The sequence below is a fragment of the Aureimonas ureilytica genome (assembly GCF_001475935.1).
Lineage (GTDB): Bacteria > Pseudomonadota > Alphaproteobacteria > Rhizobiales > Rhizobiaceae > Aureimonas > Aureimonas ureilytica_A.
In genome coordinates this window covers 1-26,677 of record NZ_LDQA01000019.1, presented here as the reverse complement: position 1 = coordinate 26,677, position 26,677 = coordinate 1, and the positions used below count along the sequence as shown (strand labels likewise).

24 protein-coding genes and 1 pseudogene are annotated in these 26,677 nt (G+C 66.1%); 14 read left to right on the top strand and 11 right to left on the bottom strand.

Annotated elements, in window-relative coordinates:
• Window positions 1-329 precede the first annotated feature (329 nt).
• The 5 genes from NS365_RS23510 to NS365_RS07565 form a co-directional block, all read right to left on the bottom strand.
• On the bottom strand, window positions 330-473 hold the full coding sequence (locus NS365_RS23510; protein ID WP_082684492.1) for a DUF1127 domain-containing protein: 144 nt from the start codon (window positions 471-473) through the stop codon (window positions 330-332).
• Between the two features lie 72 nt (window positions 474-545).
• On the bottom strand, window positions 546-962 hold the full coding sequence (locus NS365_RS07580) for a hypothetical protein (protein WP_058599679.1): 417 nt from the start codon (window positions 960-962) through the stop codon (window positions 546-548).
• Entirely contained in the window at window positions 959-1,906 is a 948-nt protein-coding gene (locus tag NS365_RS07575; RefSeq protein WP_058599678.1) for a dihydrodipicolinate synthase family protein, read from the bottom strand. Before NS365_RS07575 ends, NS365_RS07580 begins: the two co-directional genes overlap by 4 nt.
• A 230-nt stretch (window positions 1,907-2,136) precedes the next feature.
• Entirely contained in the window at window positions 2,137-3,450 is a 1,314-nt protein-coding gene (locus NS365_RS07570) for an MFS transporter (RefSeq protein WP_058599677.1), read from the bottom strand.
• An 89-nt stretch (window positions 3,451-3,539) separates the two neighbouring features.
• A complete protein-coding gene (locus NS365_RS07565) occupies window positions 3,540-4,676 on the bottom strand; it encodes an iron-containing alcohol dehydrogenase (protein ID WP_058599676.1) in 1,137 nt (378 codons plus the stop codon).
• A 154-nt stretch (window positions 4,677-4,830) separates the two neighbouring features.
• On the opposite strand from NS365_RS07565, the gene NS365_RS07560 reads away from it, so the two are divergent.
• Complete coding sequence (locus NS365_RS07560; protein ID WP_058599675.1) at window positions 4,831-5,751, top strand: LysR family transcriptional regulator; 921 nt, start codon at window positions 4,831-4,833, stop codon at window positions 5,749-5,751.
• Window positions 5,752-5,927: 176 nt separating this feature from the next.
• Window positions 5,928-7,691 (top strand): D-lactate dehydrogenase, encoded by a 1,764-nt coding sequence (dld, locus tag NS365_RS07555; RefSeq protein WP_082684490.1) that lies wholly within the window; start codon window positions 5,928-5,930, stop codon window positions 7,689-7,691.
• Between the two features lie 78 nt (window positions 7,692-7,769).
• On the opposite strand, the gene NS365_RS07550 is transcribed toward dld, so the two are convergent.
• From NS365_RS07550 to NS365_RS07540, 3 genes are all read right to left on the bottom strand, one after another.
• On the bottom strand, window positions 7,770-8,348 hold the full coding sequence (locus tag NS365_RS07550; protein WP_058599674.1) for a GNAT family N-acetyltransferase: 579 nt from the start codon (window positions 8,346-8,348) through the stop codon (window positions 7,770-7,772).
• A 102-nt stretch (window positions 8,349-8,450) separates the two neighbouring features.
• On the bottom strand, window positions 8,451-8,648 hold the full coding sequence (locus NS365_RS07545) for a hypothetical protein (protein WP_058599673.1): 198 nt from the start codon (window positions 8,646-8,648) through the stop codon (window positions 8,451-8,453).
• A gap of 2 nt (window positions 8,649-8,650) precedes the next feature.
• Complete coding sequence (locus tag NS365_RS07540; RefSeq protein ID WP_058599672.1) at window positions 8,651-10,936, bottom strand: TonB-dependent receptor; 2,286 nt, start codon at window positions 10,934-10,936, stop codon at window positions 8,651-8,653.
• 437 nt (window positions 10,937-11,373) lie between these two features.
• Here NS365_RS07540 and NS365_RS07535 point away from each other — a divergent pair, with 437 nt between their 5' ends.
• From NS365_RS07535 to NS365_RS25330, 5 genes and pseudogenes are all read left to right on the top strand, one after another.
• Complete coding sequence (locus NS365_RS07535) at window positions 11,374-12,651, top strand: RhtX/FptX family siderophore transporter (protein WP_058599671.1); 1,278 nt, start codon at window positions 11,374-11,376, stop codon at window positions 12,649-12,651.
• Between the two features lie 90 nt (window positions 12,652-12,741).
• A complete protein-coding gene (locus NS365_RS07530) occupies window positions 12,742-13,011 on the top strand; it encodes a hypothetical protein (protein ID WP_058599670.1) in 270 nt (89 codons plus the stop codon).
• Window positions 12,981-13,310, top strand: a complete 330-nt coding sequence (locus NS365_RS07525; RefSeq protein ID WP_082684489.1) for a pyridoxal-dependent decarboxylase — start codon at window positions 12,981-12,983, stop codon at window positions 13,308-13,310. The genes NS365_RS07530 and NS365_RS07525 overlap by 31 nt, the downstream gene beginning before the upstream one ends.
• Entirely contained in the window at window positions 13,303-13,590 is a 288-nt protein-coding gene (locus NS365_RS07520; protein ID WP_058599668.1) for a hypothetical protein, read from the top strand. The genes NS365_RS07525 and NS365_RS07520 overlap by 8 nt, the downstream gene beginning before the upstream one ends.
• Window positions 13,591-13,713: 123 nt before the next feature.
• A pseudogene (locus NS365_RS25330) lies at window positions 13,714-14,450 on the top strand (IucA/IucC family C-terminal-domain containing protein); the annotation flags it as partial.
• 477 nt (window positions 14,451-14,927) lie between these two features.
• Here NS365_RS25330 and NS365_RS07510 read toward each other — a convergent pair.
• Entirely contained in the window at window positions 14,928-16,031 is a 1,104-nt protein-coding gene (locus NS365_RS07510) for a branched-chain amino acid aminotransferase (RefSeq protein WP_058599773.1), read from the bottom strand.
• A 228-nt stretch (window positions 16,032-16,259) separates the two neighbouring features.
• A complete protein-coding gene (locus NS365_RS07505) occupies window positions 16,260-17,162 on the bottom strand; it encodes a sugar phosphate isomerase/epimerase family protein (RefSeq protein ID WP_058599666.1) in 903 nt (300 codons plus the stop codon).
• Between the two features lie 191 nt (window positions 17,163-17,353).
• Here NS365_RS07505 and NS365_RS07500 point away from each other — a divergent pair, with 191 nt between their 5' ends.
• From NS365_RS07500 to NS365_RS07470, 7 genes are all read left to right on the top strand, one after another.
• The gene (locus tag NS365_RS07500; protein WP_058599665.1) at window positions 17,354-18,379 is read left to right on the top strand and encodes a LacI family DNA-binding transcriptional regulator; all 1,026 of its coding nucleotides are present in this window, start codon (window positions 17,354-17,356) and stop codon (window positions 18,377-18,379) included.
• 17 nt (window positions 18,380-18,396) lie between these two features.
• Window positions 18,397-19,401, top strand: a complete 1,005-nt coding sequence (locus NS365_RS07495) for a substrate-binding domain-containing protein (RefSeq protein ID WP_058599664.1) — start codon at window positions 18,397-18,399, stop codon at window positions 19,399-19,401.
• A 62-nt stretch (window positions 19,402-19,463) separates the two neighbouring features.
• A complete protein-coding gene (locus NS365_RS07490; RefSeq protein WP_058599663.1) occupies window positions 19,464-20,957 on the top strand; it encodes a sugar ABC transporter ATP-binding protein in 1,494 nt (497 codons plus the stop codon).
• Window positions 20,950-21,981, top strand: coding sequence for an ABC transporter permease (locus NS365_RS07485; protein ID WP_058599662.1), 1,032 nt, complete (start codon window positions 20,950-20,952; stop codon window positions 21,979-21,981). The genes NS365_RS07490 and NS365_RS07485 overlap by 8 nt, the downstream gene beginning before the upstream one ends.
• Window positions 21,974-23,047 carry an ABC transporter permease gene (locus NS365_RS07480; RefSeq protein WP_082684488.1) on the top strand — a complete coding sequence of 358 codons (1,074 nt, stop codon included), beginning with the start codon at window positions 21,974-21,976 and terminating at the stop codon, window positions 23,045-23,047. The genes NS365_RS07485 and NS365_RS07480 overlap by 8 nt, the downstream gene beginning before the upstream one ends.
• Complete coding sequence (locus tag NS365_RS07475) at window positions 23,044-24,432, top strand: FGGY family carbohydrate kinase (protein ID WP_058599661.1); 1,389 nt, start codon at window positions 23,044-23,046, stop codon at window positions 24,430-24,432. Before NS365_RS07480 ends, NS365_RS07475 begins: the two co-directional genes overlap by 4 nt.
• Window positions 24,429-25,157, top strand: a complete 729-nt coding sequence (locus NS365_RS07470) for a class II aldolase/adducin family protein (protein ID WP_058599660.1) — start codon at window positions 24,429-24,431, stop codon at window positions 25,155-25,157. Before NS365_RS07475 ends, NS365_RS07470 begins: the two co-directional genes overlap by 4 nt.
• 165 nt (window positions 25,158-25,322) lie before the next feature.
• Here NS365_RS07470 and NS365_RS07465 read toward each other — a convergent pair whose 3' ends face one another.
• The gene (locus NS365_RS07465) at window positions 25,323-26,471 is read right to left on the bottom strand and encodes a GGDEF domain-containing protein (RefSeq protein ID WP_193753409.1); all 1,149 of its coding nucleotides are present in this window, start codon (window positions 26,469-26,471) and stop codon (window positions 25,323-25,325) included.
• Between the last annotated feature and the right edge of the window lie 206 nt (window positions 26,472-26,677).

Sequence of the window (26,677 nt, the reverse complement as noted above, 5' to 3'; positions counted from 1 at the left end):
CAGAGCGGAGAAAATCTGCTTCGGATCAAAATCGGATGCGCCGCTGTCCGCGGTGATGTTTTCTACGCCGCTCGCCCGCTTTGGAGAGACGGGGTTCTGCATCTCGCGTCCGATCGGCGAGGCCGTGGGAGCATTCAGCAAGGCGGACGCGGCCCTCCATCCGAACCGTTCGAAACCCGTTCGGCCGAATGGCTGTGATCCCCACGAAAAACGCCCCTGCCGGGGGAGGACCGGCAAGGGCGTTGGAGAGAAGCCGAAGGGTGGGAGGAACCGTTCGGCTGGTCCGCTTCAGGTGGGGGAGGACCAGCTGAAGCGAAAGGGGGAAAGAGTTAGCGGACCGCCTGACGGGCGATGGCCGGGATGTCGGAGCGGGCAATGCCGAGGTCGGCGAGTTCGCGCTGCGAGAGACGGTTCAGTTCGGCGGCCGTGTTGCGATACTGGCGCCAGTTGCTGAAGGAGCGAGCGAGAGACATGATGCCTTCCTTTCGTGCCCGGCCTCTCATCGGTGGTGGCCGGCATGTGCGTGTTCTTCCGATGAGGAGAACCTACGCCTTCCGCTGATCGGGCAGTAGCGCAAAGCTCGAAGAGGAGGTTTGCAGCCTTTCGCTATCGGCCCTGAGCACGTCCGATATGCGGTCGCCGCATGGATCGAGTTCCCGGCTCTGTCGGCCAGGAGGGTGCTTCTCCTTGGGCAGCCGGGTAAGCCTATCGGGCACCGGGCGCGCCGCTGTGACGGCCCATGCCCCGAGGCCATCGGCGCGTGGGGCAAAGCCGACATGCCGGGACATCTCATCCATCGCGCGGCGCTCCCTCCTGACGAACTCCAAGGCAGCCTCACGCGAAACGAAGATGCCGCCGCAGCCGTTGCAGGGGCCTTCGACGATCCAGCTCCCGTGCCCATCGGGACGAAGCGTGAAGGCGAACGGGTCCGGCTCGAACTCGGCTTTGGACAGCGCGCTCATCGAACAGACTCCCTGGCGATCTCAAGGCTGGCCGGAACGGGTGGAATCACCGCCTCGATCTCTTGGCGCATCAGCGCCGCCTGTCGGCGCGCGTCCGGGCCGAGCCTGTGCAGCGGCAGCCGCACGGCCGTATCGCATCCCACGATCCCATGCAGCATCTCCTTCAAGGCCGCAGCCCCCTCCGCCTCCACCAGGTCGGCCAGAGGCTGAAGGCGTCGCTGGAATTCCCTCGCCAGCCCCACATCGTTTTCGCAGATCGCCCGCCAGAGACCGACGACGAGGTCGGGCGCCACGTTCGCCATTGCACTGAACAGGCCATCGGCGCCCAAAAGGGCTGTGGCGGCAAACGTGGGGTCGTGGGCCGCCAGAAAGGCCACACCGGGTTTGGCGCGGCTCATGCATTCGACATGAAGCGGATTGGTGGAATGGTCGATCATCGCCGCGACATTCCGAATCCGCGAAAGCTCCGCCATCTGACAGGACGAGAGATGCACGCGCGTCGCGGCCTCGTCGAACTCCAGGAACAGGGGCAGCCCGGTCGCGGCCGCGACGGCTTCGACATGGGCGCGGATGCCGGCGAAGGAGGGCTTGTTGTAGAAGGGCATGACGAGCACCAGCCCGTCGGCCCCGGCCGCCTCGGCATCCAGCGCGAGTGCGCAAGATCGGGCGGTGCTGGGCGTGCCGACATGGGCAAGTACGGCCATCCGCCCCTTGGCCGAGACCGCGGCCTCGACCAGAGCGATGCGCTCGGCGCGGCGGAGGGTGGAGCCCTCGCCGGCCCAGCCCGCGAGGGCGACGGCCCGCACGCCGCTGCGCGCCTGCCAGCGCGTGAGGGACGCGACGCGGAACGTGTCCACGTCGGAAGACGGGCCGAGGTCGGCGTCGAAGCTGGACCTGAAGGGCGTGATCAGGGAGGTGACCACGCCGGAGAATACGGAACTCATCGAAGGAACGGGTCCTGTTGTTTCGATAAGACCATTTCTGGCAGACCCCGCCATAAAGGATCGATGCGAATTTTCGGCCGACGCCCGACCGCGCGCGGCCTTGGCCCCGCGTAGTGCGCCCCCTGTTTCGCGCGGGCTTTCAGGGGAAGCCCGACAAGAAAAAACGCTCCCCCACAGGGTGGGGGAGCGCGGGCTCGGCTCGTGGGGAGGTTTCGAGCCGGGAGGGCCGTTTACGCGCTGCGATGGGTGCTGAGGGCAGGGGCTCTCATGCGGGCGACAAGAAGCAGGCTGAGCGCGGCGCAGGCGAGAAGCGCCGAGACGATGACGAGCCCGGCCGCGTAGCTGCCGGTCATGTCCTTGAGATAGCCCATGACGAAGGGGCCGAGATAACCCGCCAGATTGCCGATCGAGTTGATGAGCGCGATGCCGGCGGCGGCGGCGACGCCCGTCAGGAACGTGGTCGGCAGAGCCCAAAAGGTCGGCAGCGCGGAGAAGACGCCCATCCCTGCCAGGGTCAGGCCGACGATGGCGACGGCCGGGGTGGAGAGCGTCGCCGCGCAGAGCCCGAAGCCGATGGCAGCCAGGATGACGGCGGCGGCGAAATGGCCGAGGCGTTCCTGTCGGGCGTCCGAGCGACGGGTCCAGTAGATCATTGCGACCACGCCGAACATGTTGACGCCTGCGGTCGCCAGTCCGATCTGGAGATTGCTCATGTCGCCGAAGGTCTTGATCATCTGCGGCAACCAGAAGCCCAGCGTATAGGACCCGAGCACCACGCAGAAATAGATGAAGGCGAAGCCCAGGACCTTCCTGTCGAAAAGGGCGGTCTTCAGCGACTTCTCGCCATGAGTGGAGGCGATCGCGCCGCGCTCGGACTCCATCTTGGCCGCCAGCCATTCGCGCTGGTCGGCGCGTAGCCACTTGGCCTGTTCCGGGCGATCCGTCAGGGTGAACAGGGTCACGATGCCCAGAAGTACGGCCGGGATGGCTTCCAGCATAAACATCCATTGCCAGCCCTTGAGGCCGTGCCAGTCGAGCCCGAGAAGCGCCGAGGAGATCGGCGCGCCGATCATGGCCGAAAGCGGGATGGAGACCATGAAGAGGCCGACGGCCTTGCCGCGCGTCTTGGCCGGGAACCAGTAGGTGAGATAGAGGATGATGCCGGGAAAGAAGCCGGCTTCGGCCGCGCCGAGAAAGAAGCGGATCACGTAGAAGCTGATCGGACCGCTGACGAGCGCCATCGCGCCGGACAGAAGCCCCCAGGTGATCATGATGCGCGCGATCCAGACCCGCGCGCCGAGCTTGTGAAGGAAGATGTTGCTGGGCACTTCGAACAGCGCGTAGCCGATGAAGAAGATGCCCGCGCCGAGGCCATAGACCGTCGCGGAGAAGCCCAGATCGGCGTTCATCGTGAGCGCCGCGAAGCCGATATTCACGCGGTCGAGATAGGCGATAAAATAAAGAAGCATCACGAAGGGAATGAGCCGCCACAGAACGGCTTTCATGGTGGAAGCCTCCAGGCTCCCGTCTTGGATCTTCGACATCGTTCCTCCACTTATGTCTTCGTTGTCGGGATGCGGCTTGGCTGGCGGGGCTCCCACCCCTGCCAAGGGCCGGTCGATCGCGGGCGCGATCAGAGCGAGCGGGCGAGCATCGCCTCGTAGTCCTGCGGCGAGGCCTCGCGCGGATTGGTCTTGTGGCAGTGATCCTTGAGCGCGCCGGCGATGATGGCGGGGAAGAGATCGGCCTCCACACCCAGTTCCGAGAGCTTGCCGGGCAGGCCGATGCGCCGCGTCATGGCCTCGATGGCAGGCACCACGTCGTCGGCGCCGGATAGGCCCATCGCATGGGCCAGCCGGTCGAACTTGCCTTCGGCTACGCTCGAGGGCGCGGATCGGTTGAATTCAAGCACGGCAGGCAGGAAAACGGCGTTGAGCGTGCCGTGATGCAGCCGGGGGTTCAGCCCGCCTAGCGAATGGCTGAGGCTGTGGACGCAGCCGAGGCCCTTCTGGAAGCACATCGCGCCCATGGTCGCGGCGATGCTCATATTGGCGCGGGCGTCGCGATTGTCGGGCTCGGCGGTCGCCGTCGCCAGATGCGCCCAGGCCCGGCGCAGGCCCTCCAAGGCGATGCCGTCGGCGGGCGGGTTGAAGGCGGCGGAGAGATAGGTCTCGATACAGTGCGAGATCGCATCCATGCCCGTCGCCGCCGTCAGATGCGCGGGGAGGCTCAGCGTCAACTCGGGGTCGCAAATCGCGACCTTCGGAACCAGATGGTTCGACAAGAGGCCGACCTTGCGCCCGTCCTCCAGAATGAGGATCGCGCCGCGCCCGACCTCGCTGCCGGTGCCGGACGTGGTCGGAATCGCCACCATCGGGAAGGTTCTGGCGGAAATTCGCTCGGTGCCGCCCTCGATGGCTGCGAAGGTCTTCAAGGGTCCGTCATGGGCGGCCATCACCGCGACAGCCTTGGCGAGGTCCAGCACCGATCCGCCGCCGATGGCGATCAGCCCGTCCGCTCCCGCGGATCGAAACAGCTCGGTCGCCGCGCGAACCGCTGCCTCGTTCGGGTTGCCTGGCGTCTCATCGAAGACACCCGCCACCTTGTCGCCGACCAGAGCGCGAATGCGATCGATCAGTCCGAGCGCGGCGATCGGCTTGTCGGTGACGACGAGCGCGCGCCCGATGCCCGCCAGCGGCAGCTCGTCCGTCAGCGTCGCGAGCATTCCATATCCGAACTGCACGCGGGTGATGTAATTGATGAGCGCCAAGCCCGTCCTCCCGAAATCCGCGCACAGGCCCGCGATCGCCCCCTTGAGGGCGTCCGGCGGTCATTTCCCCGTGCGTCTAGGCAAAATTACGGAGAAATCCCTTGCCGTAAATGCGCTGAATGTCGATACGGGTATAACAACTGGGAATAGAGGAATGCCGGACCAAGCAGCGCGTGGCCTCAGCCGCCTGACCATGCGTCAGATTCATCTCCTCGCCACGATTGACGACGCAAGCTCGCTCAAGGGCGCCGCCGCGCGCATCGGCATGAGCCAGCCGCGCGCGACCAAGTGCCTCCAGGAAATCGAGGAAGCGGCCGAGCAGCAGCTCTTCGTACGAACCAATCGCGGGTTGACGCCGACACCGGCGGGCAGTTGCGCCATCCGGCACGCCAAGGTCATGATCTCGCAGATCCGCAGCTTCCGGGAGGAGTTGCGCCATATTGCCGACGGCGCCTGGGCGAGGCTACGGGTGGGTACGATCATGGGCGCGGTTCCGCTCGTCACCGAGGCCGTGCTCGTTTTCACCGAACGGTTTCCCAGCGTGTCGATCGAGATCTTGGAGGATACGAGCGGCGAGCTTCTACGCCAGCTCGACCGGGGAGACCTCGATCTCGTGATCGGCCGCAGCTCGGTCAGCGCGACACCCGAACTCTACGACACCTTCGCCTTTCACGACGAACTTCTGAGCGTGGTCGCCAATCCCGCGCATCCGCTGGTCGGGCGCAAGCGCGTACAGCTCGCGGACTTTTCCGATTCGCGCTGGATCGTCTACACGGCCCGGATGCCGATGCGCCTGTCGCTGGAGCAGGAATATCGCGAGGCCGACCTCGCCTTTCCACGCGCCCTCGTGGAGACGCGCTCGGCCTTCACGACCATGTCGCTCGTCCAATCCAGCCCGAACTATGTCGCGCTCCTGTCCAACGACGTCGCCAATGTTTTCGCCAGCCTCGGCGTCGCCCGCACGCTGGCCTTCCGCCTGCGCTCCAAGAGCCAGGCCTACGAACTGATCACGCGCACACGCACGCCCCTGCCGCCCGCCGCCTCCGAATTCATCCGGCTTCTGACCCTGCGTTGAGGGGTAAGATATCCCTGTTCGTTATACCCTTATCGCACAACGCCGGATTTACACGCTTCCACCGATCCCTAGAGTGGGCGCGCTGTCCCGCCGGGACCGAGCAGCACCGTCCGCACGCATTCGTCCGCCGGTGAGCCCGGGGGTGGTGGGGCGGCCATGCTCGGGAGGCTGCCTTGATGACCGAAACCCTGATCGCCCGCCTGCGCGCCATCGCCGGCGAGGCCCATGTCCATGTCGGCACGCGGGCGACGCGGCGCTTCCGCACGGGCTATCGCTATGGCGACGGCGAGATCGCGGCGGCCGTGCAGCCGGGTTCGCTGGTAGAACAGTGGCGGGTTTTGCAGGCCTGCGTGGAGGCCGACGTCGCCGTGATCCTCCAGGCCGCCAATACCGGGCTGACGGGCGGCTCGACGCCCTTCGGTACCGGCTACGACCGGCCCATCGTCATCATCAACACGATGCGCCTCAAACGGATCGATCTGATCCGCGACGGCGCGCAGGTTCTGTGCCTGCCCGGCGCGACGCTGGAAAGTCTGGAGCGCAAGCTCAAGCCGCTCGGCCGCGAGCCGCATTCGGTGATCGGATCGAGCTGCATCGGGGCCTCGGTCACGGGCGGTATCTGCAACAATTCGGGCGGCTCGCTGGTGCAGCGCGGCCCGGCCTTCACGCAGCTCGCCCTGTTCGCCCGCGTCAACGAGGCCGGGCGGCTCGAACTCGTCAACCATCTGGGCGTCGAACTGGGCGAAACCCCCGAGGCCATCCTCGCCCGCCTGGACGCCGGCACCTACGGCGCGTCGGACATTCACGACGAGAACGGCGCCTGGGCGTCCGACCGCGAATACGCGACCTATGTGCGCGACATCGACGCCTCGACGCCCGCGCGCTTCAACGCCGACCCGCGCCGCCATTACGAGGCGTCGGGCTCGGCGGGCAAGATCGCCGTCTTCGCCCTGCGCATGGACACGTTCGTCGCCGAGCCGCAGGAGCAGGTCTTCTATGTCGGCACGAACGACCCGGCCGTGCTCCAGCAGATCCGCCGGCATGTGCTCGGCCAGTTCCAGCACCTGCCGATCGCGGGCGAATATATGCATTCCGACGCGTTCCGCGCTGCGCAGACCTATGGCAAGGATCTTTTCGTCTTCATCCGCCGCTTCGGCTCGGTCAATGTCCCGCGCGCCTTCGCGGCGAAAAGCTGGTTCGATGGCGTCACGGAGGCGCTGGGGCTCGGCAAGAGCATCTCCGACCATCTGCTTCAGCGCGTCTCCAGGCTCCTGCCGGAGCATCTGCCGCAGCGGCTCATCGACTATCGGGACCGCTACGCCCACCATCTGATCCTGCGCACCGGCGGCGAGGGCATCGCGGAGATGCGCGACTATCTCTCGTCAGTCTTTACGACTGGCCTCGCCGCGCCGCACGGCGGCTTTCTGGAATGCACAGAGGATGAGGGGAAGGCCGCGCTTCTCAACCGCTTCGTGTCGGGCGGGGCGGTGGTGCGCTACCGCGCCGTCCACCGGGACCGCATCGAGGATATCGTGGCGCTGGACGTCGCCCTGCCGCGCGATACGCGGGACTGGTTCGAGACCCTTCCCCCCGAGATCGACAAGCAGATCGCGCTGAAATTCTATGTCGGCCATTTCCTGTGCCAAGTGATGCATCAGGAATATCTCGTCCACAAGGGCGTGGACTGCGAGGCGCTGGAACACGCAATCCTCGAGACGCTGGAGGCGAGGGGCGCGGAATATCCGGCCGAGCACAATGTCGGCCATCTCTACGAGGCCAAGCCCGCGCTCAAGGCCTTTTATCGCCAGCTCGACCCGACCAATTCCTTCAATCCGGGCATCGGCAAAACCTCGCGCCTGCGCGGTTGGGCGGCGGTCGAAACCACGGGCGACGGCTCGGCAGAGGCTTGCGCCTGCGAAGGGTCCATGCACTTGCGATAATATCGTCTTTCCCGGTCGCAGCGGCGAGGCCGCAGCGATTGAGATTGCGCGCGGCGCCTGCGTTCACCCCGGCGGCGATCAGGAAGGCGGCATCGCGCTTTGCGCGGGAAGCCAGAGCCGGCTCGTCTGGAACCGCTCCCGGCTGAGGGCCACCAGCGCGGCGCGCTTCATGGGCAGATCGAGGGTTGCGAAATGGTCGAAGGGCACGCCATCCAGCTGCCCGAAGATCGGGATCGTATGCGGATCGTCGAGTTGGCGTTGCAGATAGGCGCGGTGCTGCTCGAGCGAGCCGGCCTCCCGCCAGAACCGATCGACCCAGGGATCGTTCAACCACCCGTGAAGGCGGGGCAGGTCGTTCATCGTGGCGGCGACGAACGAGAGCGTCCGGCCAAGCCAGGGAATATATCTGACATAGAGCGGGCCGGTTGGCATGGGCGGGCGCTGGGGCCGGCCCGAAACGTTGCCTGGCACTTCACCGGCGCGCGAAGGGGTCGTAACGCCCATCCATCCCGCGCGATAGGACAGGACGTCCCGATCGCGCAGAACAGGATGGGTCGCGTCCGTCAGAAGGCCCATGGCGGCGAGATCGGGTGTGAGAGCGAGAAGCGCGTCGCCGCCGAGCCGGACGTCCGACACGGGCCGGCCGGGATCGCACATCGCACAATCGAGCGCGGCGAAGAGCTGTCGGCACAGCGCGGCACGCTCCCGCGCACCGTACTCCCGAGACGCCTCGCCCGTCCATGCAGGCCCGCCGTTTCCTCAGACCGAGATCGTACCCTTCGGCCCGTCGAGGTCCAGCCGGAAAACGCTCTGGCCGGCCTCTCCCCGCACGACGATCCGCGCGCCCCGGCGGGTCGAGCCGAGCGGCTCACCGCCTGGAAACAGCCAGGATCGCATGGCGAAATCCGGCGGCGACCCGCCGGGCTTGTCGCCGTCTCCGCGCGGGAACGGCCGCAAGGTCAGAATTCCTTGCTCAGCGAAATCGCGAAGGTTCGGCCCCGTCCCTTGTAGTCGAAGACGCTCTTGTCCGCGAGCGAGCCGTAGAGCGCGACCGCGCGCTGGCCCCAGATCGTGGTGTAGTCCTTGTCGAACAGGTTCTGGATGCCGAAGTTCAGCGTCGTATCCGCCGTTTCGAACCGATGGCTGCCCATGAGATCGAAGAGCGTATAGCCCTTGATCTCGAAACCGGCGGTGTCCGACAGGCTGAAGACGTGTTGCCCTTCGAGCCGAACGGAGGTGATGTCGTCGGTCCAGCCGATATGGCCGCCGAGCTTCGACGTGCTGGCATCGCCCACGGAGGCCCGCCGCCAGTCGCCGTTCTGATCGACCTCGGTCTGTACGAGATTGCCGAGAACGCCCGCGTCGAACCCATGGCCGAGCTGGAGGCCAAGACGACCCTCGACGCCATAGGCGCGCCGGTCCTGATCCAGAAGCGAGATGTTCAGCGTCTGCCGGTTGAGCTGGATGGTTCGATCCGACAGCGAGTAATAGGCCGCCGCCTCCGCTGAGAGAATGCCGTCCGCATAGCGATAGCCCACCTCGTAGGCATTGGTCTTGATCGACTGAAGCGCGGAATCGGCGACATTGACGCTGCTGCGCAGAACCTGCCGATTGCCGACAAGGCTGTAGGTGCCCAGGCCATAATAGCGCGAGGGGTCGGGCAGTTCGAAGCCCTGGCTGAAATTGGCGTAGACTTGGCTGCGATCGTCGAAGCGGTAGGTCGCGCCGGCATTGAAGAGCAGGTCGTCATAGGAGACAGAGCCGCTGGGAATGGTGTCGGCCGACGTGCCACGGCCGAAGAAATTGTTGACCTGCGCGGCGGCCGCGACGAAATCCCCGACCTTCGTATCCACATATTGATAGCGCACGCCGCCCGTGAGCGTCAGCGCGTCCGTTGCCTCATAGCTCGCCTCGGCAAAGCCCGCGATGGTGGAGACATCGATGGCCGGGTAGAGGCCGAGTTCGCCGACGCGGCGCATGTCCAGCGCGCCGGAACGCGCGGCGATCCGGCTGTCGAACACCGCCTGGGAGGAGGAGAACTCGTCCCGGTCTCCGTCGATGCCATAAGTGATGCGCAGGCCCTCGAGCGGCTTCGACACCATCGCGGCCTTGAAGCCGTAGAAGTTCGTGTCCTGCTCAGTGGCGTTGAAATAGAAGAGCGGGACGGTGACGGGGAAGGGGTGGAAGTCGATGGACTCGGTGCGCCAGAAGGCTTGGACCAGCAACTCCTGGCCGAGGAAGTCGCTGTCCGTATAGGAGCCGTTGACGCCGGTGCGCCGCGTCGCGGGCTGCACGTCGGACTGGTAGCCCTGGCGCGTCTCGAAAAGCCTGGGGTTGCGCAGCGCGGCGAAATTCGTGCCGAAGAAGAGGCCGTAATCGCTGTCCTGCTCGCTGCGATAATGCTGGGCGCTGATCTCGGCGCGCCGGCTCTCGTCGATCTGGAGTCCGGCCGTGCCGAACAGATCGACCCGCTCGTTGAAGGCGAGGCTGGTCTGCGTGATATCGGGAACGAGGATCGTGCCCGATCCGTCGTAGAAGGCACGGGTCTTGTTGCCGGCGATCGAGAGGCGGGCGTCCCAGAGATCGTCATTATAGGTGAGCGCGCCGGCGAGCTTGCCGTCGCCATCACGCGAGCCCCGGAAGCCGCTTTCCGCGCCGACCATCGCCTCGCCGCCCAGGCCCGGCTTGGCGTCCCGGCCCTTCTTGGTGATGATGTTGATGATGCCGCCCGTCGCGTTGCCGCCATAGAGCGAGGTCGCGCCCGACAGGATTTCGACCCGCGCGATATTGAACGGGTCGATGGAATCGAACTGGCGATACAGGCCGCGCGCGGAATTCAGCGACACGCCGTCGATCAGTACGAGCGCCGGGCGGCCGCGCAGGTTCTGGCCATAGGAGGTGCGCGCGCCGCTGCTGGCGGCGTCATAGCTCGGCACGTCCTGGCCCAGCGCCTGCTGAAGCGTCTGGCCCGAGCGCACACGCGCCTCGATCTCCCGGCCCTCGACCACATAGACCGTGCGGGCCGTCTCCGACAGGCGCTGGGGCGCGCGTGAGCCGGTGACGACGATCGGATCGAGAAGGACGGAGGCATCGCCCGTGCCCACGGCTGCGGGCGCGGTTTGCTCGGCCGCGCCGGCGACCGTTTCCTGCGCCGTGGCGCTGAACGACAGGGTCAGCGCGCAGCCGAGCGCGACCAGCGAAATCGAACGGCGAAGCGCGCGTCGGCGGGCGGACAATAGGGGCATCGCGGGTTTGTGCTCCTGCGGACGCCAGATGCGCCCACTTCAGCAAGACACGAGAATTCAGATTGAATACTTCGCTATCCTGAAGATCGGACGAGAATGGCGTGGATTTGCTGTCGTTTGACGTGGATCAGACTCCTCCGTACGCTGGAAGACGCCCTATGCAGTCGGCTATCATAACATGATAAATCGAGTCAACTAACGCGTGGATTCACGCTTCAGACGATAACCGTTCCAGAATCTCGGGGAATTCTCCTCAGGATTCCAACTTTAAGGGGTTTCAGCGGGCGCGACCCATAAACATGAATTTAAAAATCATGTTATGGCTTGCGAAATAGAAACAGAGTCATTAGGGATAACGGCGCGCTTCGGAGCGGCGATTCCGATGTAGCCGTTAGTATTTAATCCCGTTCTAAACTCGGCAGGCAGTTGATCCCGCAATGTCGATCTCGATTCCCGCCCAGCCGACGCGCCGCCTTTATGGCGTCCTCGCCGCGCTCTATCTTGCGCAGGGCATCCCGACCTATCTCCTGCTCGTTGCCCTGCCGCCCCTCCTGCGAGACAGCGGCGCCTCGCGCACGGCGATCGGCCTGTTCACGCTTCTCATGGTGCCGACGGTCCTGAAATTCGCCTGGGGGCCGCTGGTGGATCGCTATCCCCTGATCCGGCGTCTGGGGCATCGGCGGGGCTGGATCGTGCCGACCCAGCTTCTCGTTTCCGCGCTGATCGCCGCCATGGCCTTCGTCGCGCCGACGCAGACCGTGCTTCTGTTCGCCATCGCCTTTTCGATCACGCTCCTTTCGGCCACGCAGGACATCGCGACCGACGGGTTCGCCGTGCGCCAGCTCGATGCCACCACGCGCGCCACCGGAAACGCCATTCAGGCGGCCTCCGTGGCGCTCGGCGTGGTGATCGGCGGCACGTTTTCGCTCGTTCTGTTCGAGCGCATCGGCTGGACTGCCGCGCTCCTGACGGTCGCGATCCTGTCGCTTCTGCCGCTCCTCGCCACGCCTTTCATGCGCGAGCGCGCCGATGCGGGCGAGGGGGAAGCGGGCGGATCGGAGCCCGCCCCACGCCCCAGCCTGCGCGCCTTCTTCGCCCGACCCGAGGCGCGGCTGTTCTTCCTCTTCGCGCTGACCTTCCGCGCCAGCGAAGGGCTCGTGCGCGGCATGGAGGGTGCCTATCTCGTGGATCTCGGCGTACCGCTGTCCTGGATCGGCACGCTCTACGGCGCGGCGGCCATCAGCGCGGGTCTGGCGGGCGCGACGTTTGCCGCGCTCCTGATCCGCCGGACAGGGCTGGCCGCCACGCTCGGGCTTCTCGGCCTCCTGCGCACGCTCTGCTTCCTGGTGTTTTCGCTGAGCGCCCTCGGCGTTCTGCCGGGGCTCCAAGTCGCCATGGGCGCGTCGGGCTTTCAGACGATGATCCGCTACATGGAACTCGTCGCGCTCTACGCGCTCTTCATGCGCGCCTCGTCATCGCGCCAGCCGGGAACGGACTTCACGATCCTGACCTGCGCCGAACTCGTCGTCTATCTCGTCGGCACGAGCGTCGCCGGGTGGATCGCCGATGCGGTCGGCTACGGTGCGCTGTTTGCTCTCGCGACGCTTCTGTCGCTGGTCGGCGTCGCGGTTGCGATCGCCATTCTCGCGCGCCTGCCGGGCGTGCGGCTGGAGGGCCGGCGCGACGCCGCGCCGGACGCGCCCTCCGCCCTCTGATCTCATACCCCGCTTCCAGGAGTCGATCACGACCCAAGTTGCGCCCACCAATCGCGACTTCGTTCAACGGCAGGAGGCGAGGCCGGCGAGATGATCCTGGGCCATAGCGCGCGCAGCGCGGAGCTTTACCGCGCCGCCCTGCAACAGGCGCTTCATCTCGTGGCCGACGATGTCGCACGCCGCGACCGGCTCCATGGGGGCTGGGAGCGGGCCGAGTTTCCAAGCGGGCTCGCCCCCTTTCCCGAACGGAGCGTCGGGCTCCGCACGGCGATCGGCGAGGTTGGCGCGCTGACGCTCCATCATGCGCTCGCCGTCCATCACCTCACACGATGGCCCGTCTCCAATGCCCGGTCGCCCTGACGGCTCTAGTCGCCGAGTTGCATGTGGATGCCGCCTATGGCGGTGGGCTCCTGTTCTTACGGCGCTTTCGCTCGCAGCTTGAGGGCATCGCGTGCGGCGACTCCGTAGCGCTCGATTTCCACAAGATGTTGTTCCAGCCCGTCTCCTGCGGTGTCCTGCTGGTCCGCTTTGCAGCGGCCTTCGCACCCTTCGCCCTGAAGGCCGATTGTCTCAACCCGGCCTCGACGCTCCGAGCGGTGGAGCCCGTGCTCGCCGAGATGGCGGACCTCGCCGGCGAACTGGACCGATTCCATGTCTGATCTCAATGCCGCAGCCCTGTCGCTGCGCTCGCTCCTGAACTGCGTGTTGCGCGAATATCCCGAGCGTGTCGACATCAATCGTTCGTCCGTGCGGATCGGCCTGTCCCCTAGCGGGAACGGCGACGATACGCCGCGCGTGCCCTTCGAGCATCGCTCGCCGACGGGCCATCGTCTCTTCGGCGCGCCGCTGCACCTTGTGCAAGGCGTCGACGCGCTGATCGAACCGCAGGCGGCCGCCGAACTCCTGCTCGAACGGCTTGGGGGGCGCGGACGGGGCTGACGATCTCCGTCGCCGTCTGCGCGCCCGCAGCGCTTTCATCGCGCGGGCCTTGGCGGCGCGGCCGGACGACCTTCTCCGTCTCACCGACATGCGGCTGAGCTTCGGAGCGAGCGAGCAGGGGCTCTCGCCAGCCATCCCATCCACCCCGCGCCCAAGGCGCGCGACGGCATGGAGGAAGTGGACGAGACACGCTACTTGCTGGAATTTGCCGCGCGTTTCCCGCTCCGCTGGTTCGCCGTCTCGCCCGATCTCCGGCGTGAGAGCCACGCCTTGGGACGCGGCGAGACGGGTCTGCCGCTGGCGGCTCTGCTGCATCAAGGCGCGGACGGTGTGCCCGTGGCCGAGGCCCTGGCCGCGCGCTCCGGCCGCCCGCTGGCCCAATGGATCGAGCGCTTTCTCGAGGTGTTGATCACGCCGGTTCTGCATCTTCTGGTCCGGCTTGGCCTTGGCTTCTCCGCTCATGGGCAGAACGCCACGATCATCGTGCAGGATGGCTGGCCGGTGCGCCTCGCGCTGCGCGACTTCATCGACGATGTGAATGTCTGCGATCTCGACTTTCCCGAGACGCAGAGCCTGCCGAAGGATGTCGCCGACGTGCTGCTGCGCCTGCCGCCCGATTACATGAGGCATTTCGTGCACACGACGCTTTTCGTCTGCGTACTGCGCTTCATCTCGACGTTCTGTCCGAGCGCTCGGGCCTTTCCGAAGCCGCGTTCTGGCGCGCGGCCCGGCGCGTCGTGGATCGCTACGCCGAGCGGTTCTCGGAATTGGCGGAGCGCTTGGCGCTGCGCCTAGTTCCCGACTGGGCCGGCGAGGTGCGCAATCCCTTGCGGGCCTTCGAGACCGCTGCGGCGAGCTGACGCTCTTCCGCATCGTCCCCCAAAGGCCGCCTCAGCGTTCATTCGCGCATGACGAGTGCCGGCGTTGGAACCGGTCGGGCCGAGCGAAGGCCCGCTCATGCCCAGCGATGGCGCCCTGGCTTCCCGTCGGTATCCAGAGCGAAAGTAGAGTTGCTAGGAGCGCGCCTGTCCGGCAGGCTCGAGACCTGGACGCGCATCGCTGTGGCCGACGATCTCGGTGATGTCACCTCGATCGCCGCGACCACCCAATGGCTAGGGAATGTCCTCCACCTGCAAAGATCAAAAACCGTTCCATAATGTAAATTACGAACCGCTCCGTTGGACGGATGGCGGCGGGCTGTGCGATCCTTCGAAGCGTGGCGATCGATCGCAAAATCGCATCGATCGCATTTTCAACAGGCTTCGGCACCTCGGTCAGCCGGATCGCTCTCATCGCAAGAAGCGAAGCCGGTGCGTGACCGGCTTCGCTCAAGCCTGTCACCCCGCGCGGGCGACTTCGCGGGTCCAGCCGAAACTGTCGGGCGCGGCGCCGCGCTGGATGCCGACGAGCTTGTGGCGGAAGGCTTCGGTGGTCGGGCCGACCTGCCCGTCGCCGATCGTGAACTCGCCGCCGGCATGGCGAAGGGTTCCGATGCCGGCCACGACGGCCGCCGTGCCGCAGGCGAAGGCTTCCTTCATGCGCCCGCTGGCGGCGTCCGCCTGCCATTCGTCGAACGAATAGGGCCGCTCTTCCACGATGTGGCCTTCGGCGCTTGCCATCTCGATGATGGATTTGCGCGTGATGCCGGGCAGGATCGTGCCGAGCGAGGGCGTGACGAGACGCCCGTCCGCCATCACGAAGAAGAGGTTCATGCCGCCCAGTTCCTCGACCCAGCGGTTCTCCGCCGAGTCCAGGAACACGACCTGATCGCAGCCCTTGGTGCTGGCCTCGGCCTGCGCGGCGAGGCTGCCGGCATAGTTGCCGCCGCACTTGGCCTCGCCCGTGCCGCCCCGCGCCGCGCGGCTGTAATTCTGCGACACCCAGAGCGTCAGTGGCTTCGATCCGCCCTTGAAATAGGGGCCGACGGGCGACGCGATGACGCAGAAGATATATTCGCGCGACGGACGCACGCCGAGGAAGCTCTCGCTGGCGAACATGAAGGGTCTGAGATAGAGGCTCGCCTCCCCTTCCGGCAGCCAATCCTGATCGGCGGCCACCAGCCCTTCGACGGCGGCGACGAAATCGGCCTCGGGCAGTTCGGGCATGGCCATGCGGCGGGCCGACTGGTTGAAGCGGCGGGCGTTCTCTTCGGGGCGGAACAGGAGCGCGCGGCCATCGGCCGTGCGATAGGCCTTCATGCCCTCGAAAATCTCCTGCGCATAATGCAGGACGCTGCTGGCCGGGTCGATCGGGAACGGCGCGCGGGCGGTGATCTCGGCCGAATGCCAGCCCCGGTCCTGCGACCAGCGCGCGACCGCCATGTGATCGCTGAACAGGGTTCCGAAGGTGAGATGGCTCAACGCCTCGGCTCGCTCCGCCGCCGGCACGGGATTCGAGCTTCTCTTGAGTTCGAAGCGGATACCGGGTGCGTCGACGGTCATGAAAGCCTCCAGATCAGGCGCCCCTCGCATGGGAAACGGAACGCCGCTTTTCCCCCGTTTAATACGAGGAGGACCGGCCGAACAGGGTCGTTAGCGCGATCCGCGTCATCATATCGCCCGAAGGGTCATCCCGAGCGGGCCAAGGGATATGGGTTGAGTCACCAAGACAGGGCGGCGAAGATGTCGCCGCCCTGTCTTGGCGAGGATGGAGGGTGCAAGCGATGAGCGTCAGCCGAGCGGCAGGCGGCTGCGCTCCTTGGCTTGACGCTCGGCTTCCTGCGCGGCCTTGAGCTGGGACTTGGTGTACATCAGCGCATGGGAGGCCAGATCGTGGCTGTCTTCCCAGAGATTGCGCCAGATGCCCAGAATGCCTTCCAGCGGCTGACCGACGACACGCGACGAGAAGCTCTCGAAGGTAATCGGCCCCTTGTAGCCGGTGCGCACCAGAGCGCGGAACACGCTGGTGAGGTCGATCGAACCCGAGCCCATATAGCCGCGATGCGAATCTCCGGTGTGGAAATAGCCGATATGCTCGCCGGTCTCGATGATCGCCTGCGCGATATCAGATTCCTCGATGTTCATGTGATAGACGTCGAGATGGACCTTCACGTTCGGCGCACCGACGAGCTTGGCCATTTCGACGCCCTGCGCCGCCGTGTTGCAGATATTGGTCTCGTAGCGGTTCACCACTTCGAGCACGAGCGTGATGTTGCTGCGTGCCGCGATCTCGGCGACCTCGGCCAGCGTCTCGGCCGATTGGCGGATGCCGTCGGCGGTCGGCTGCGTGAAATACTTGCCGAAGGCGGAGTAGAGAATGCCGCCGATATATTCGCCGCCGCAGTCGCGGCAGACAGCCACCGCGTCTTCCAGCTTCTTCTTGCCGCGCGCGCGCTTTTCCGGGTCGCCCGAGGAAATGTCGCTGTCGAAATCGAGGCCCAGCGAGAAGTTGATGCCGATGCCTGCCTGGTCCAGCTGGCGACGCGTGAAGACCGGATCGATCAGGCTCGGATCGAGCGCCGGAGCCTCGATGAAGTCGTAGCCGACCTCGGCCGTCTTGGCGATCGCGCGCGCGCATTCCTCAAGGCTCCACCCCGCCTCCCAGACGAGAGCGTGCACACCCAGCTTGTTCATCCTGTTTCCTCCCCGCGCCGCGGACATTCTTCGCGCAAGCGAAGACTACTGCGGCAATGCAATAAAACGGGCTTCTCTGCCCATGCGGGACATGATTGACAAAGTTGGAACTGATGTCTAGCCTCCAATAAAACGTTTCACCGGCGTTTTCTCAAAAAGCTTGGGCACGGTTCGTCTTGGGAGGGGCGTCGATGTCACGACAGCAGACGCCATCCATCCGTATGGTCGCCGACCGCGCGGGCGTGTCGATTGCGACCGTCTCGAACGTCCTGAACGGCAAGCCCAATGTCTCGCAGAACTTCGCCGATCGTGTGCGCGCGGCGGTGGATGAGCTGGGTTACGTCGCCGATATTGCGGCCTCGCGGCTGCGCTCGGGCAAGGCGGCGCTGGTCGCCGTCATCGTGCCCGATCTCACCAATCCGATGTTTGCGAGCTTCGTCTCCACGCTGGAGCACGAGGCGCGGGGCGATGGGTTCGATCTCGCCGTTCTCTCCTCGCGCAACGACCCCATGGAGGAGGCCGACCGGCTGGCCAATGTCCGCGCCTGGCGGCCGGGCGGGCTGATCGTCGTGCCCTGCGACGGCGCGCTCTCGTCCCGCCTGCCGGCGGGGCTCGCCGCGCCCGCCGTGGTGGCCGACCGCATTCCCGACGATGCAAGGTTCGATCTGGTCGCGGTGGACAACGGCCCTTCCTCGGCCGCGATCGCCGCGCATCTTGCCCAGACTGGACTGGCGAACTGCCTCGTTGTCGGCACGAGTCTCGGCATCAGCAATGTGCGCGAGCGCTGGGAAGGCTTTCTGACGGGTGCGGGCGCGATGCGGGCGCAGATGCTGGAGGTCGGCTTCGAGGCGGAGGCGTCGGCCAATTTGCTGCGCGAGCGCCTGTCGGCCGATCGCCCGGCCGCGCTCTTCGCGCTCGATCACATGACTTCGCTCATGGCCTATCAGCTCATCGCCGCGATGGGCCTGTCGATCCCCGGCGAGATCGCCTTCGCCTCGTTCGACGAAATGGAATGGATGCGGCTCGTCTCGCCCGGCATCACGGCCGTGCGCCAACCCGTGGAGGACATGGCTGTTGCCGCCTGGTCGCTCCTGCGCGGCCGAATGGCGGGGAGCGATGAGCCCCAAGAAACAAGGCGCCTAGGATGCGCCGTCTCGATCCGCGGCTCGACGCAGCGGGTCCCGCCCCGGCGGGGAGGCCGGGCGGGCAAGGTCTGATAACGGGAGGATGAAACATGCTGATGTCGCGCCGCCGCGCCCTCGCGGCCATGGGAGGTCTTCTGGCCCTCACCCTCGCCGGCCCTGCCGCCTTTGCGCAGAGCGCCGAGCCGCAGGCCGGGATCGTGGTCAAGATCGGGGGCATTCCCTGGTTCAACGCCATGGAAGAAGGCATCAAGAAGGGTGCCAAGGAGTATAAGGTCAATGCCTGGATGGTCGGCCCGACACAGGCCGACGCGGCCCAGCAGGTCCGCGCCATCGAGGATCTGATCGCCCGTAAGGTCAATGTCATCGGCATCGTGCCCAACGATTCCGCCGCGCTCGAACCCGTGCTCGGGCGCGCCCGCGCCGCCGGCATCAAGGTTCTGGCGCATGAAGGGCCGGACCAGAAGGAAAAGGACTGGGACTTCGAGCTGACCACGACCGAGGCCTATGGTCAGGCGCATATGGACCTTCTCGCCAAGGAAATGGGCGAAGAGGGCAAGTATATCGTCTATGTCGGCTCGCTGACCGTGCCGCTGCACAATGCCTGGGCCGACGCCGCCATCGCCTATCAGAAGCAGAAGTATCCCAAGATGCAGATGGTGGGCGATCGCTTCGGCGTCGCCGAAAGCCTGGATGAAAGCATCAAGACCACGCAGGACCAGCTGCGCGCCAACCCGAACCTCAAGGGCATCCTGACCTTCGGCAGCCAAGGCCCGATCGGCGCAGGGCGCGTCTTGGACGATCGCGGCAAGGCCAAGACGGTCGCGCTGGTCGGCGGCTTCTCGCCGGGCCAGGGCGCGAAATACGTCAAGTCGGGCGTGATCCGGGGCGGCTATATCTGGAACCCGCTGACGGCGGGCGAGGTCTTCGCGCAGCTTTCTTCCATGCTGGCGGCCGGCAAGGAGCCGACCGACAATATGGAGATCGTCGGCGTCGGCCCCGTGCGGGTCTATCCCGACAAGAAGCTGATCCAGGCTCAGAAGCTGGAATCGCTCGACAAGGCCAATATCGACCGCCTCGTGGCGCTCGGCCTCTGATCCCACCATCCCGGCGGCCGATGCGCCGCCGGGTTTTCCATTCGGACGACGGGAGGCGGCCGATGACTGATGACGTTCCTTTTCTCAGGCTCACCGGCCTCTCCAAGCGCTTCGGCGGCGTGCGCGCGCTGGAGGGCATCGACTGGGACGTGCGGCCGGGCGAGGTTCACTGCCTCGTCGGCGAGAATGGCTGCGGCAAATCCACGCTCATCAAGACCGTCGCCGGCGTTCACCCGCCGAGCGAGGGCACGATCGAGATCGAGGGCGAGAACGTCCTGCCGCTGACGCCGGCCCGCGCCAAGGCGCTCGGCATCCAGGTCATCTTTCAGGACCTGTCCCTGTTTCCCAATCTCTCGGTGGCCGAGAACATCGCCGTCGAATGCCATCTCGAAGGCGCGCTGAAGCCGGTGCGCAAGGCCCATATGCGGCGGATCGCCGAAAGCGTCCTGAAGCGCCTCGACTTCGATCTCGACCCCTCCGCCCTCGTGTCGGACCTGCCCGTCGCCGAACGGCAGATCGTCGCCATCGCGCGCGGGCTGGCGGCCAAAGCGCGCCTCATCTTCATGGACGAACCGACGGCCTCCCTCACCCGCGCGGAAGTCGATCGCCTCCTCTCCATCGTGGCCAAGCTGAAGGCGGACGGCATTGCCGTCGTCTTCGTGTCGCACCGCCTCGAAGAGGTGGTGGAGATCGCCGAGCGCGTGACCGTGTTCCGGGACGGGCGCAAGGTCGGCACCTGGCCGGTGGCCGAGGTTGACCAGAAGCGCATCGCCCATCTGATGACCGGGCTCGACATCGACCATGGCACGGTGGCGCGGGACATGAGCGCGGCCGAGCCGCTCCTGAGCGTGGAGCGCCTGTCGCGGCGCGGCGAATTCGCCGATGTCAGCTTCACCTTGCGCAAGGGCGAGGTGCTGGGGCTGGTCGGACTTCTGGGCGCCGGGCGCACCGAACTCGCGCTGACGCTGTTCGGCATGAACCGGGCCGAGGGGGGAACGATCCGGCTCAACGGCCAGCCGCTCTCGCTGCGCTCCAACCGGGACGCGGTGCGTGCGGGCATCGCCTATGTCTCGGAGGATCGCCTGTCGCTCGGCGTGATCCTCCCGCAATCGATCGAGGACAATATCGGCCTTGCGGTCATGAAGGGGCTCGCAGGGCGCTCCGGCCTCATCGCCCGTCGGCGGCGGCGCGATCTCGCGCGCGACTGGGTGCGCCGGCTGGCCATCAAGGTGCCCGATATCGACCGGCCCGTGCAGACCCTGTCGGGCGGCAACCAGCAGCGCGTGGTTCTCGCCAAATGGCTGGCGACGCGGCCGAGCGTCCTGATCCTCGATTCGCCGACCGTCGGCGTCGATATCAAGAACAAGCAGGGCATTTACGAAATCGTGGCCGAACTGTCGCGCGAGGGCGTCGGCGTCATCGTGATCTCCGATGAGGTGAGCGAAGCCTTCGCCACCTGCGACCGCGTCCTGCACATGCGGGCCGGGCGCATCCTTGAGGAAACCATTCCCGGCCGCATCACCGAACGGCAGTTGGAGGAGCGCATCTATGCCTGATGTCCAGCAGCGCACCGGAGCCGCCGCGCTGGCGCGGCTTCGCCGCCGCCCCGAAGCCTGGCTCTTCGGCGTGATCGTCCTCGCCATCCTGTTCTTCGGATCGACCGCGCCGGGCTTCCTGACCCTGCCCAACGTGATCGATCTCTTAGAGACCTATTCGGTGCAGGCCATCATGGCGATGGGCCTCTTCGTGGTTCTGGTTTCTGGCGGCATCGACATTTCCTTCGCCGCCACGGCCTCCGTCTCGCAATATGTCGCGGCGCTCCTGGCGGCGCGGCTGGGTCTTCCCGCCCCACTCGTGATCGCGGTGGGCTTGGGGATCGGCACGGCGCTCGGCTGCCTCAACGCGGCGCTGATCCATTTCGTGCGCATTCCCTCCATCATCGCGACCATCGCCATGATGAGCGTCACCTTCTCGCTTCTGATGTATTTCTCGGGCGGGCGGTCGATCTACGACCTGCCGGACTGGTGGACGACGCGCGTCACCTTCTTCGAGACCGAAACCGCAAGCGGCGATCTCGTTCGCGTCACCTTGCCGATCGTCGCCATGATCGTCGTGAGCTTGGGCATCTGGGCGCTGATGACACGCAGCTCGGTCGGTCGCCAGCTTTATGCGATGGGCGGCAATGCGGAAGCGGCGCGCCGCATCGGCATGTCGATCGGCCGCCTGCATTTCGTGGCCTATGGGGTTCTGGGGTTCCTCGCCGCCCTCGCGGGAATGCTCCAGGCGCACCGCGTCGGGGAGAGCGTGCCCAACGCCATGGTCAACACGGAACTCGCCGTTCTCTCGGCAGCCGTGCTCGGTGGCGCGAGCCTGACGGGCGGCATCGGCACCGTGCCGGGCGTGCTTCTGGGCATCGTGCTGCTCGCCATTCTCCAGAACGGGCTCAATCTTCTGGGCGTCTCCTCCTACTTCTTCCAGATCGTGATCGGCCTGACGATCCTCGCCTCCACCTCGCTCACCGTCCTGTCGTCGCGGCGCGGTCGGCGCCATCGAACCCTCGGCGAGGCCGCCCATGCTTGAGAACCGGACATCTCATCCCATCGCGCGGGACGGGGCCCTGGCGGACTTCATGGCCCGGCTGCGCGCGGGTGTTCCCAACGCCCATCTCGGCTTGACGGGCCTCCTCGTGGCGCTCGTCCTCGTCTTCTCGCTGGCGGTTCCCGGCTTTGCCAGCATGGGCACGCTGCAATCCTTCATGTTCCAGATGCCGCTTCTGGGGCTTCTCTCGCTCGCCATGATCGTGCCATTGATCACGGGCGGTCTGAACCTCGCCATCATCGCCACCACCAACCAATGCGCGCTCCTGATGGTCTTCGTCATACAGATCGCCATTCCCGATGGAGCCGGTACGGGCGCCGTCGTCGCGGGTGTCGCGCTCGCGCTCGCCGCCGGGCTTCTCCTCTGCCTCGCCATCGGCCTCGTGACGGGCGCGCTCGTCGCCTATACCGGCGTTCACCCCATCCTCGTGACGCTCGGCACCAAGTCGTTGATCGACGGCATCAGCATCTATCTCACGCGCGGCCAGGCGCTCTCGGGCGTGCCCGATCTCGTGTCCCGCCTCGGCAATTCGAGCGTTCTCGGCGTGCCGCTCGTCTTCATCGTGATGATGCTGGTCGCGATCCTGGTCGGCTTGATCCTCAAGAAAACCGCCTTCGGCATCGCCTGCCACATGATCGGCTCGAACCTCGAAGCCGCGCGCTATTCGGCGATCGATACGAAGCGGGTTCTGGTCGGCGTCTACACCTTGTCCAGCCTCGTCTGCTTCATGGCCGCGTTGGTGACGCTCGTCATTTTCAACTCGGCGAGCCCGGACTACGCGCAGTCCTATCTTCTCGTCACCATTCTGGCGGCCGTGCTCGGCGGGGTCGATCCGTTCGGCGGCTTCGGCACGGTCGGCGGGCTCATGGTGGCGCTCGCGATCCTTCAGGTCATCTCCTCCGGCTTCAACCAGTTCGGCCTGTCGAACTATCTGACGCTGGCGATCTGGGGCGGCACGCTGATCGCCGTCGTGGTGGCGCAGACGATCCGCCCGCATCTCCCGGCGCTTTTCTCCGCGCTGCGTCGGCGCGGGGAGACGCAGGCGTGAGCGCGGTCGCCGTCTTCGACATCGGCAAGACCAACGTCAAGCTCTTCGCCACGACAGCGGACGGCGCGGTGCTGGAGGAACTGTCCGCGCCCAATCGCGTCTTGGACGGCCCGCCCTATCGCCACCACGACCTCGCGGCCCTCGAAGACTGGCTGCTCGCGGGGCTCGCCGATCTCGGCCAGCGCCATTCCATCGAGGCGATCGTCGCCTGCTCGCACGGATCGGGCGGGGTTCTCGTAGGCGAAGACGGCGCGCTCATGCCGATGATCGACTACGAGCAGGACCCGCCGGCGGACATGGCGGCCGACTATGCCGCCATGGCCGGTTCGTTCCGCGAGCGCGGCAGCGCGCTCATGCTCGGCTCGGCGCATCTGGCGCGGCAGATGCTCTGGCTGGAACGCGGCTGGCCGGATGCCTTCGCCGGAGCACGGGCCTTTCTGGCTCTGCCGCAATATTGGGCCTTTCGCCTCTGCGGCGTGGCGGCGGGCGAGGTCACCAGCCTCGCCGCGCAGTCGCATCTCTGGTCCGGTGCGGACGGCGCGCCGACGCGGCTTGTTGCGGATCGCGGCTGGGCGCGCCTCCTGCCCCCGCTTCGCCCCGCGTACGAGACACTCGGAACCCTGAAGCCGGACTGGGCGCGGCGTTGCGGCCTCTCGGCGGAGACGCGCGTCCTCTGCGGCATTCACGATTCCTCGGCCAATTTCTATCGTTATCAGGCCGCCGGCCTGTCCGATCTCACGGTGGTTTCCACCGGCACCTGGATCGTCGCCCTGACGGATCGAACCGGCATCGATCTCAGTGAGGAAGCGCCCGGCCGCTCCTGCAATGCCGATGTCGCGGGTCGCCCGGTTCCCGGCATGTTGACCATGGGCGGACGTGAGTTCGCCGCCGTGTCCGGCGTGGAACGCGGACCGGCGACCTCAAAGGCCCTGTCGCGGATCGTGGCGAGCCGCACCGTCGCGCTGCCATCCTTCGGGGCCGATGACGGGCTCTTTCCCGGCACGGCCCGGCGCGGCTCGATCCGAGGTCCGCTCGCCGGCGATCCCTCGGTCCGCTTCACGCTCGCCCTTCTCTACGCCGCCATGCTCGCCAACCAATGCCTGCGTATGCTTCCCGCGTCCCGCACCATCGTGATCGACGGCGGGCTGGTGCGCGATCCCTTGTTCGGCGCGATCCTCGCCGCGCTGAATCCCGATGCACGCGTGCTCGTCAACCGCGACGCGCACGGCACGGCGGCGGGGGCGGCCCTTCTTGCCGGGCATAAGATGCGGCGCGGCCCTGCCCCGCTCAGCGTCGAAATGCCAGATATGTCCGGCCTGCCTGATCTTCTCCCCTATTGGTCGCACTGGCGCGACCTCTGCCATCCCTGGAGCCAAGCCTCATGAATGCCTCTTACAACGACGACGCCCTTCGCGAAGAGATGGTCGCCACCTGCCGCCGCATGAACGAAAGCGGCATCAACCAGGGCACGGCCGGCAATCTCTCCGTGCGCAATCCGGCGGGCTTCCTCGTGACGCCCACCTCCCTGCCCTATGATCTGATGCGCCCCAGCGATCTCGTGCAGATGTCGTTCGACGGCACCTATGAGGGCGCGCGCCGCCCCTCGTCGGAATGGCGCTTCCACCGCGACATTCTCGCCGCGCGCTCCGATGTCGACTGCGTGCTCCACTGCCATTCCGTCTATGCGACGACGCTCGCGGTGCACCACCATGAGATCCCGAGCTTCCACTACATGACGGCGATCGCCGGCGGCACGACGATCCGCTGTTCGCGCTATGCGACCTTCGGCACGCAGGCCCTGTCCGACGCGGCGCTGGAAGCCCTCGAAGACCGCATGGCCTGCCTTCTCGGCCAGCACGGCCAGATCGCGCTCGGCAAGACACTGTCAGGCGCGCTGTCGCTCGCCATCGAGGTCGAAACGCTGTCGCGCCTTTATGTCCAGGCGCGGGTTCTGGGTGAGCCGCCGGTCCTGTCGGACGAGGAAATGGCGCGCGTCATTCAGCAGATGAAGAACATGAGCTACGGGCACGCGCCCGATCTCGACGGCGTCAACGACACGCCGAGCGCCAAAGCCGCGTCGGTCGATTCGAAGGCAAGGTTGAGCGCTTAAGAGCGGACCCGACGCGAGGCGAGGCCCGTTTCAACGACTGAGGCAAGGGAGCGGCGATTTTCGCCGGTCCCGGCCCCACGCCCTGGCGTTGCAGCGAAGGCTCGGTGGCTCACGGCGCCTTGCCCCCGGAGCGCCGCTTCGCGATCGGCCCACCCATCCCGTGGTCTATGGGCCCGCAGCGCAGCGAAGAGCTGGAGCCTCGTGAGGTTGTTCCTCGTGAATCCGAAAGGCGCCTTTGCCACCGGCCTTGACCTCGTAGAGCGCGCGGTCCGCTTTGAGCATCAGGCCGATCAGCGTTTGATCGCCCGTTCGATCGATGACGGTGCCGATGCTCACGCCCACCCGCGCCAAGCTGCCAGGCGCGATCTCGTAAGGGGTGGCGATGCGCGCCAGAACGCGCGCGCAGAGATGACGCAGTTCGGTTTCGTCGGATTGCTTCAGAAGAATGAGGAATTCGTCACCGCCGAGGCGGCAGATGACGGAGTCCGGCGTTGCGAACTCGCTGAGGCGCTGTCCCACCTCACGAAGGAGATGATCGCCGGCTGCATGGCCCAGCCGATCGTTCACCTGCTTGAAACCGTCGAGATCCAGATAGAGAAGCGCGCGTCCTCGAGTGGGAGGGCGCATCCGGGCAAAGCAATCCTCCAACCGCCAGCGACTCGCCAGCCCGGTGACGGGATCGGTGAAGGCTTTCTCGCGGTTTTCGAACTCCGCCCTGATCGCGCCGATCGCGGTTTCACGATGCTGACGGATGATCCCAAGATTCATAACGATGAAGATCACGGTCTGCGCCGCAATCAGAGGTATGAATTGTGGATGCTGGAGGCTGAATGCGATCTTATAGCTGCCGTCGATCAGAAGCGTCTGGACGATGGCGTAGCGCGGGGCGGGAAAGTTGCGCCCGACAATGCCCCCGATGGCGGCCAGCCCGCTCGCGAGCACCAGCAAAGACAAAGTGAGATCGCCTGAACTTACGACGAGGAAGATCGTCAGGCCCTGCAGGCAGGCCCAGAGAAGCCCTCCGGCGAAGAGCGGCCCGGCCGGTGCGTCGACACGTTTAAGGGACGCGACCCGAAACAGAAGAAGCGCGATATCGCAGACCGCGATCCCCAGGAATATCGGCTGCAGATTGTGCGCGTAGATCACCAGGGCCACGACGATGGTGTTGACCGCGCCGATGACGAGCGGAACCTTCGACGTGAAGAACATGGAGCGCAGGCGACGCTGCGTTTCGTCCGGTAGGCCGCCGCCAATTTCGGCGAGCCATCGCAGGATCGGATTGCGCGGCGCGCGATAAAGCGAGGTATCTGGCATCGTCGTCCGCACGAGGGGGAGGCAGAGAGCCATAGGTTACGGAAGGTCAGTTAAAGAACCTGTCGCACGCAATTGGTTTGGCCGGCATTTTCCGTAGCTGCCCATCGACACGCGAGGGGATCGCACGCCGGCGTACTCACCGCCCCGATGCTTGGCGGGCCATCAATTCCCCGCCAGCCGTTGCGCCCCGGCGCGGGCGGCTTATC

What these genes read in the sequence shown, in the direction of transcription:
- NS365_RS23510 (WP_082684492.1), bottom strand. Translation starts at nt 473, where the DNA reads ATGTCTCTCGCTCGCTCCTTCAGCAACTGGCGCCAGTATCGCAACACG.
- NS365_RS07580 (WP_058599679.1), bottom strand. Translation starts at nt 962, where the DNA reads ATGAGCGCGCTGTCCAAAGCCGAGTTCGAGCCGGACCCGTTCGCCTTC.
- NS365_RS07575 (WP_058599678.1), bottom strand. Translation starts at nt 1,906, where the DNA reads ATGAGTTCCGTATTCTCCGGCGTGGTCACCTCCCTGATCACGCCCTTC.
- NS365_RS07570 (WP_058599677.1), bottom strand. Translation starts at nt 3,450, where the DNA reads ATGTCGAAGATCCAAGACGGGAGCCTGGAGGCTTCCACCATGAAAGCC.
- NS365_RS07560 (WP_058599675.1), top strand. Translation starts at nt 4,831, where the DNA reads ATGCCGGACCAAGCAGCGCGTGGCCTCAGCCGCCTGACCATGCGTCAG.
- dld (WP_082684490.1), top strand. Translation starts at nt 5,928, where the DNA reads ATGACCGAAACCCTGATCGCCCGCCTGCGCGCCATCGCCGGCGAGGCC.
- NS365_RS07550 (WP_058599674.1), bottom strand. Translation starts at nt 8,348, where the DNA reads ATGTGCGATCCCGGCCGGCCCGTGTCGGACGTCCGGCTCGGCGGCGAC.
- NS365_RS07540 (WP_058599672.1), bottom strand. Translation starts at nt 10,936, where the DNA reads ATGCCCCTATTGTCCGCCCGCCGACGCGCGCTTCGCCGTTCGATTTCG.
- NS365_RS07535 (WP_058599671.1), top strand. Translation starts at nt 11,374, where the DNA reads ATGTCGATCTCGATTCCCGCCCAGCCGACGCGCCGCCTTTATGGCGTC.
- NS365_RS07530 (WP_058599670.1), top strand. Translation starts at nt 12,742, where the DNA reads ATGATCCTGGGCCATAGCGCGCGCAGCGCGGAGCTTTACCGCGCCGCC.
- NS365_RS07525 (WP_082684489.1), top strand. Translation starts at nt 12,981, where the DNA reads ATGGCCCGTCTCCAATGCCCGGTCGCCCTGACGGCTCTAGTCGCCGAG.
- NS365_RS07520 (WP_058599668.1), top strand. Translation starts at nt 13,303, where the DNA reads ATGTCTGATCTCAATGCCGCAGCCCTGTCGCTGCGCTCGCTCCTGAAC.
- NS365_RS07510 (WP_058599773.1), bottom strand. Translation starts at nt 16,031, where the DNA reads ATGACCGTCGACGCACCCGGTATCCGCTTCGAACTCAAGAGAAGCTCG.
- NS365_RS07505 (WP_058599666.1), bottom strand. Translation starts at nt 17,162, where the DNA reads ATGAACAAGCTGGGTGTGCACGCTCTCGTCTGGGAGGCGGGGTGGAGC.
- NS365_RS07500 (WP_058599665.1), top strand. Translation starts at nt 17,354, where the DNA reads ATGTCACGACAGCAGACGCCATCCATCCGTATGGTCGCCGACCGCGCG.
- NS365_RS07495 (WP_058599664.1), top strand. Translation starts at nt 18,397, where the DNA reads ATGCTGATGTCGCGCCGCCGCGCCCTCGCGGCCATGGGAGGTCTTCTG.
- NS365_RS07490 (WP_058599663.1), top strand. Translation starts at nt 19,464, where the DNA reads ATGACTGATGACGTTCCTTTTCTCAGGCTCACCGGCCTCTCCAAGCGC.
- NS365_RS07485 (WP_058599662.1), top strand. Translation starts at nt 20,950, where the DNA reads ATGCCTGATGTCCAGCAGCGCACCGGAGCCGCCGCGCTGGCGCGGCTT.
- NS365_RS07480 (WP_082684488.1), top strand. Translation starts at nt 21,974, where the DNA reads ATGCTTGAGAACCGGACATCTCATCCCATCGCGCGGGACGGGGCCCTG.
- NS365_RS07470 (WP_058599660.1), top strand. Translation starts at nt 24,429, where the DNA reads ATGAATGCCTCTTACAACGACGACGCCCTTCGCGAAGAGATGGTCGCC.
- NS365_RS07465 (WP_193753409.1), bottom strand. Translation starts at nt 26,471, where the DNA reads ATGCCAGATACCTCGCTTTATCGCGCGCCGCGCAATCCGATCCTGCGA.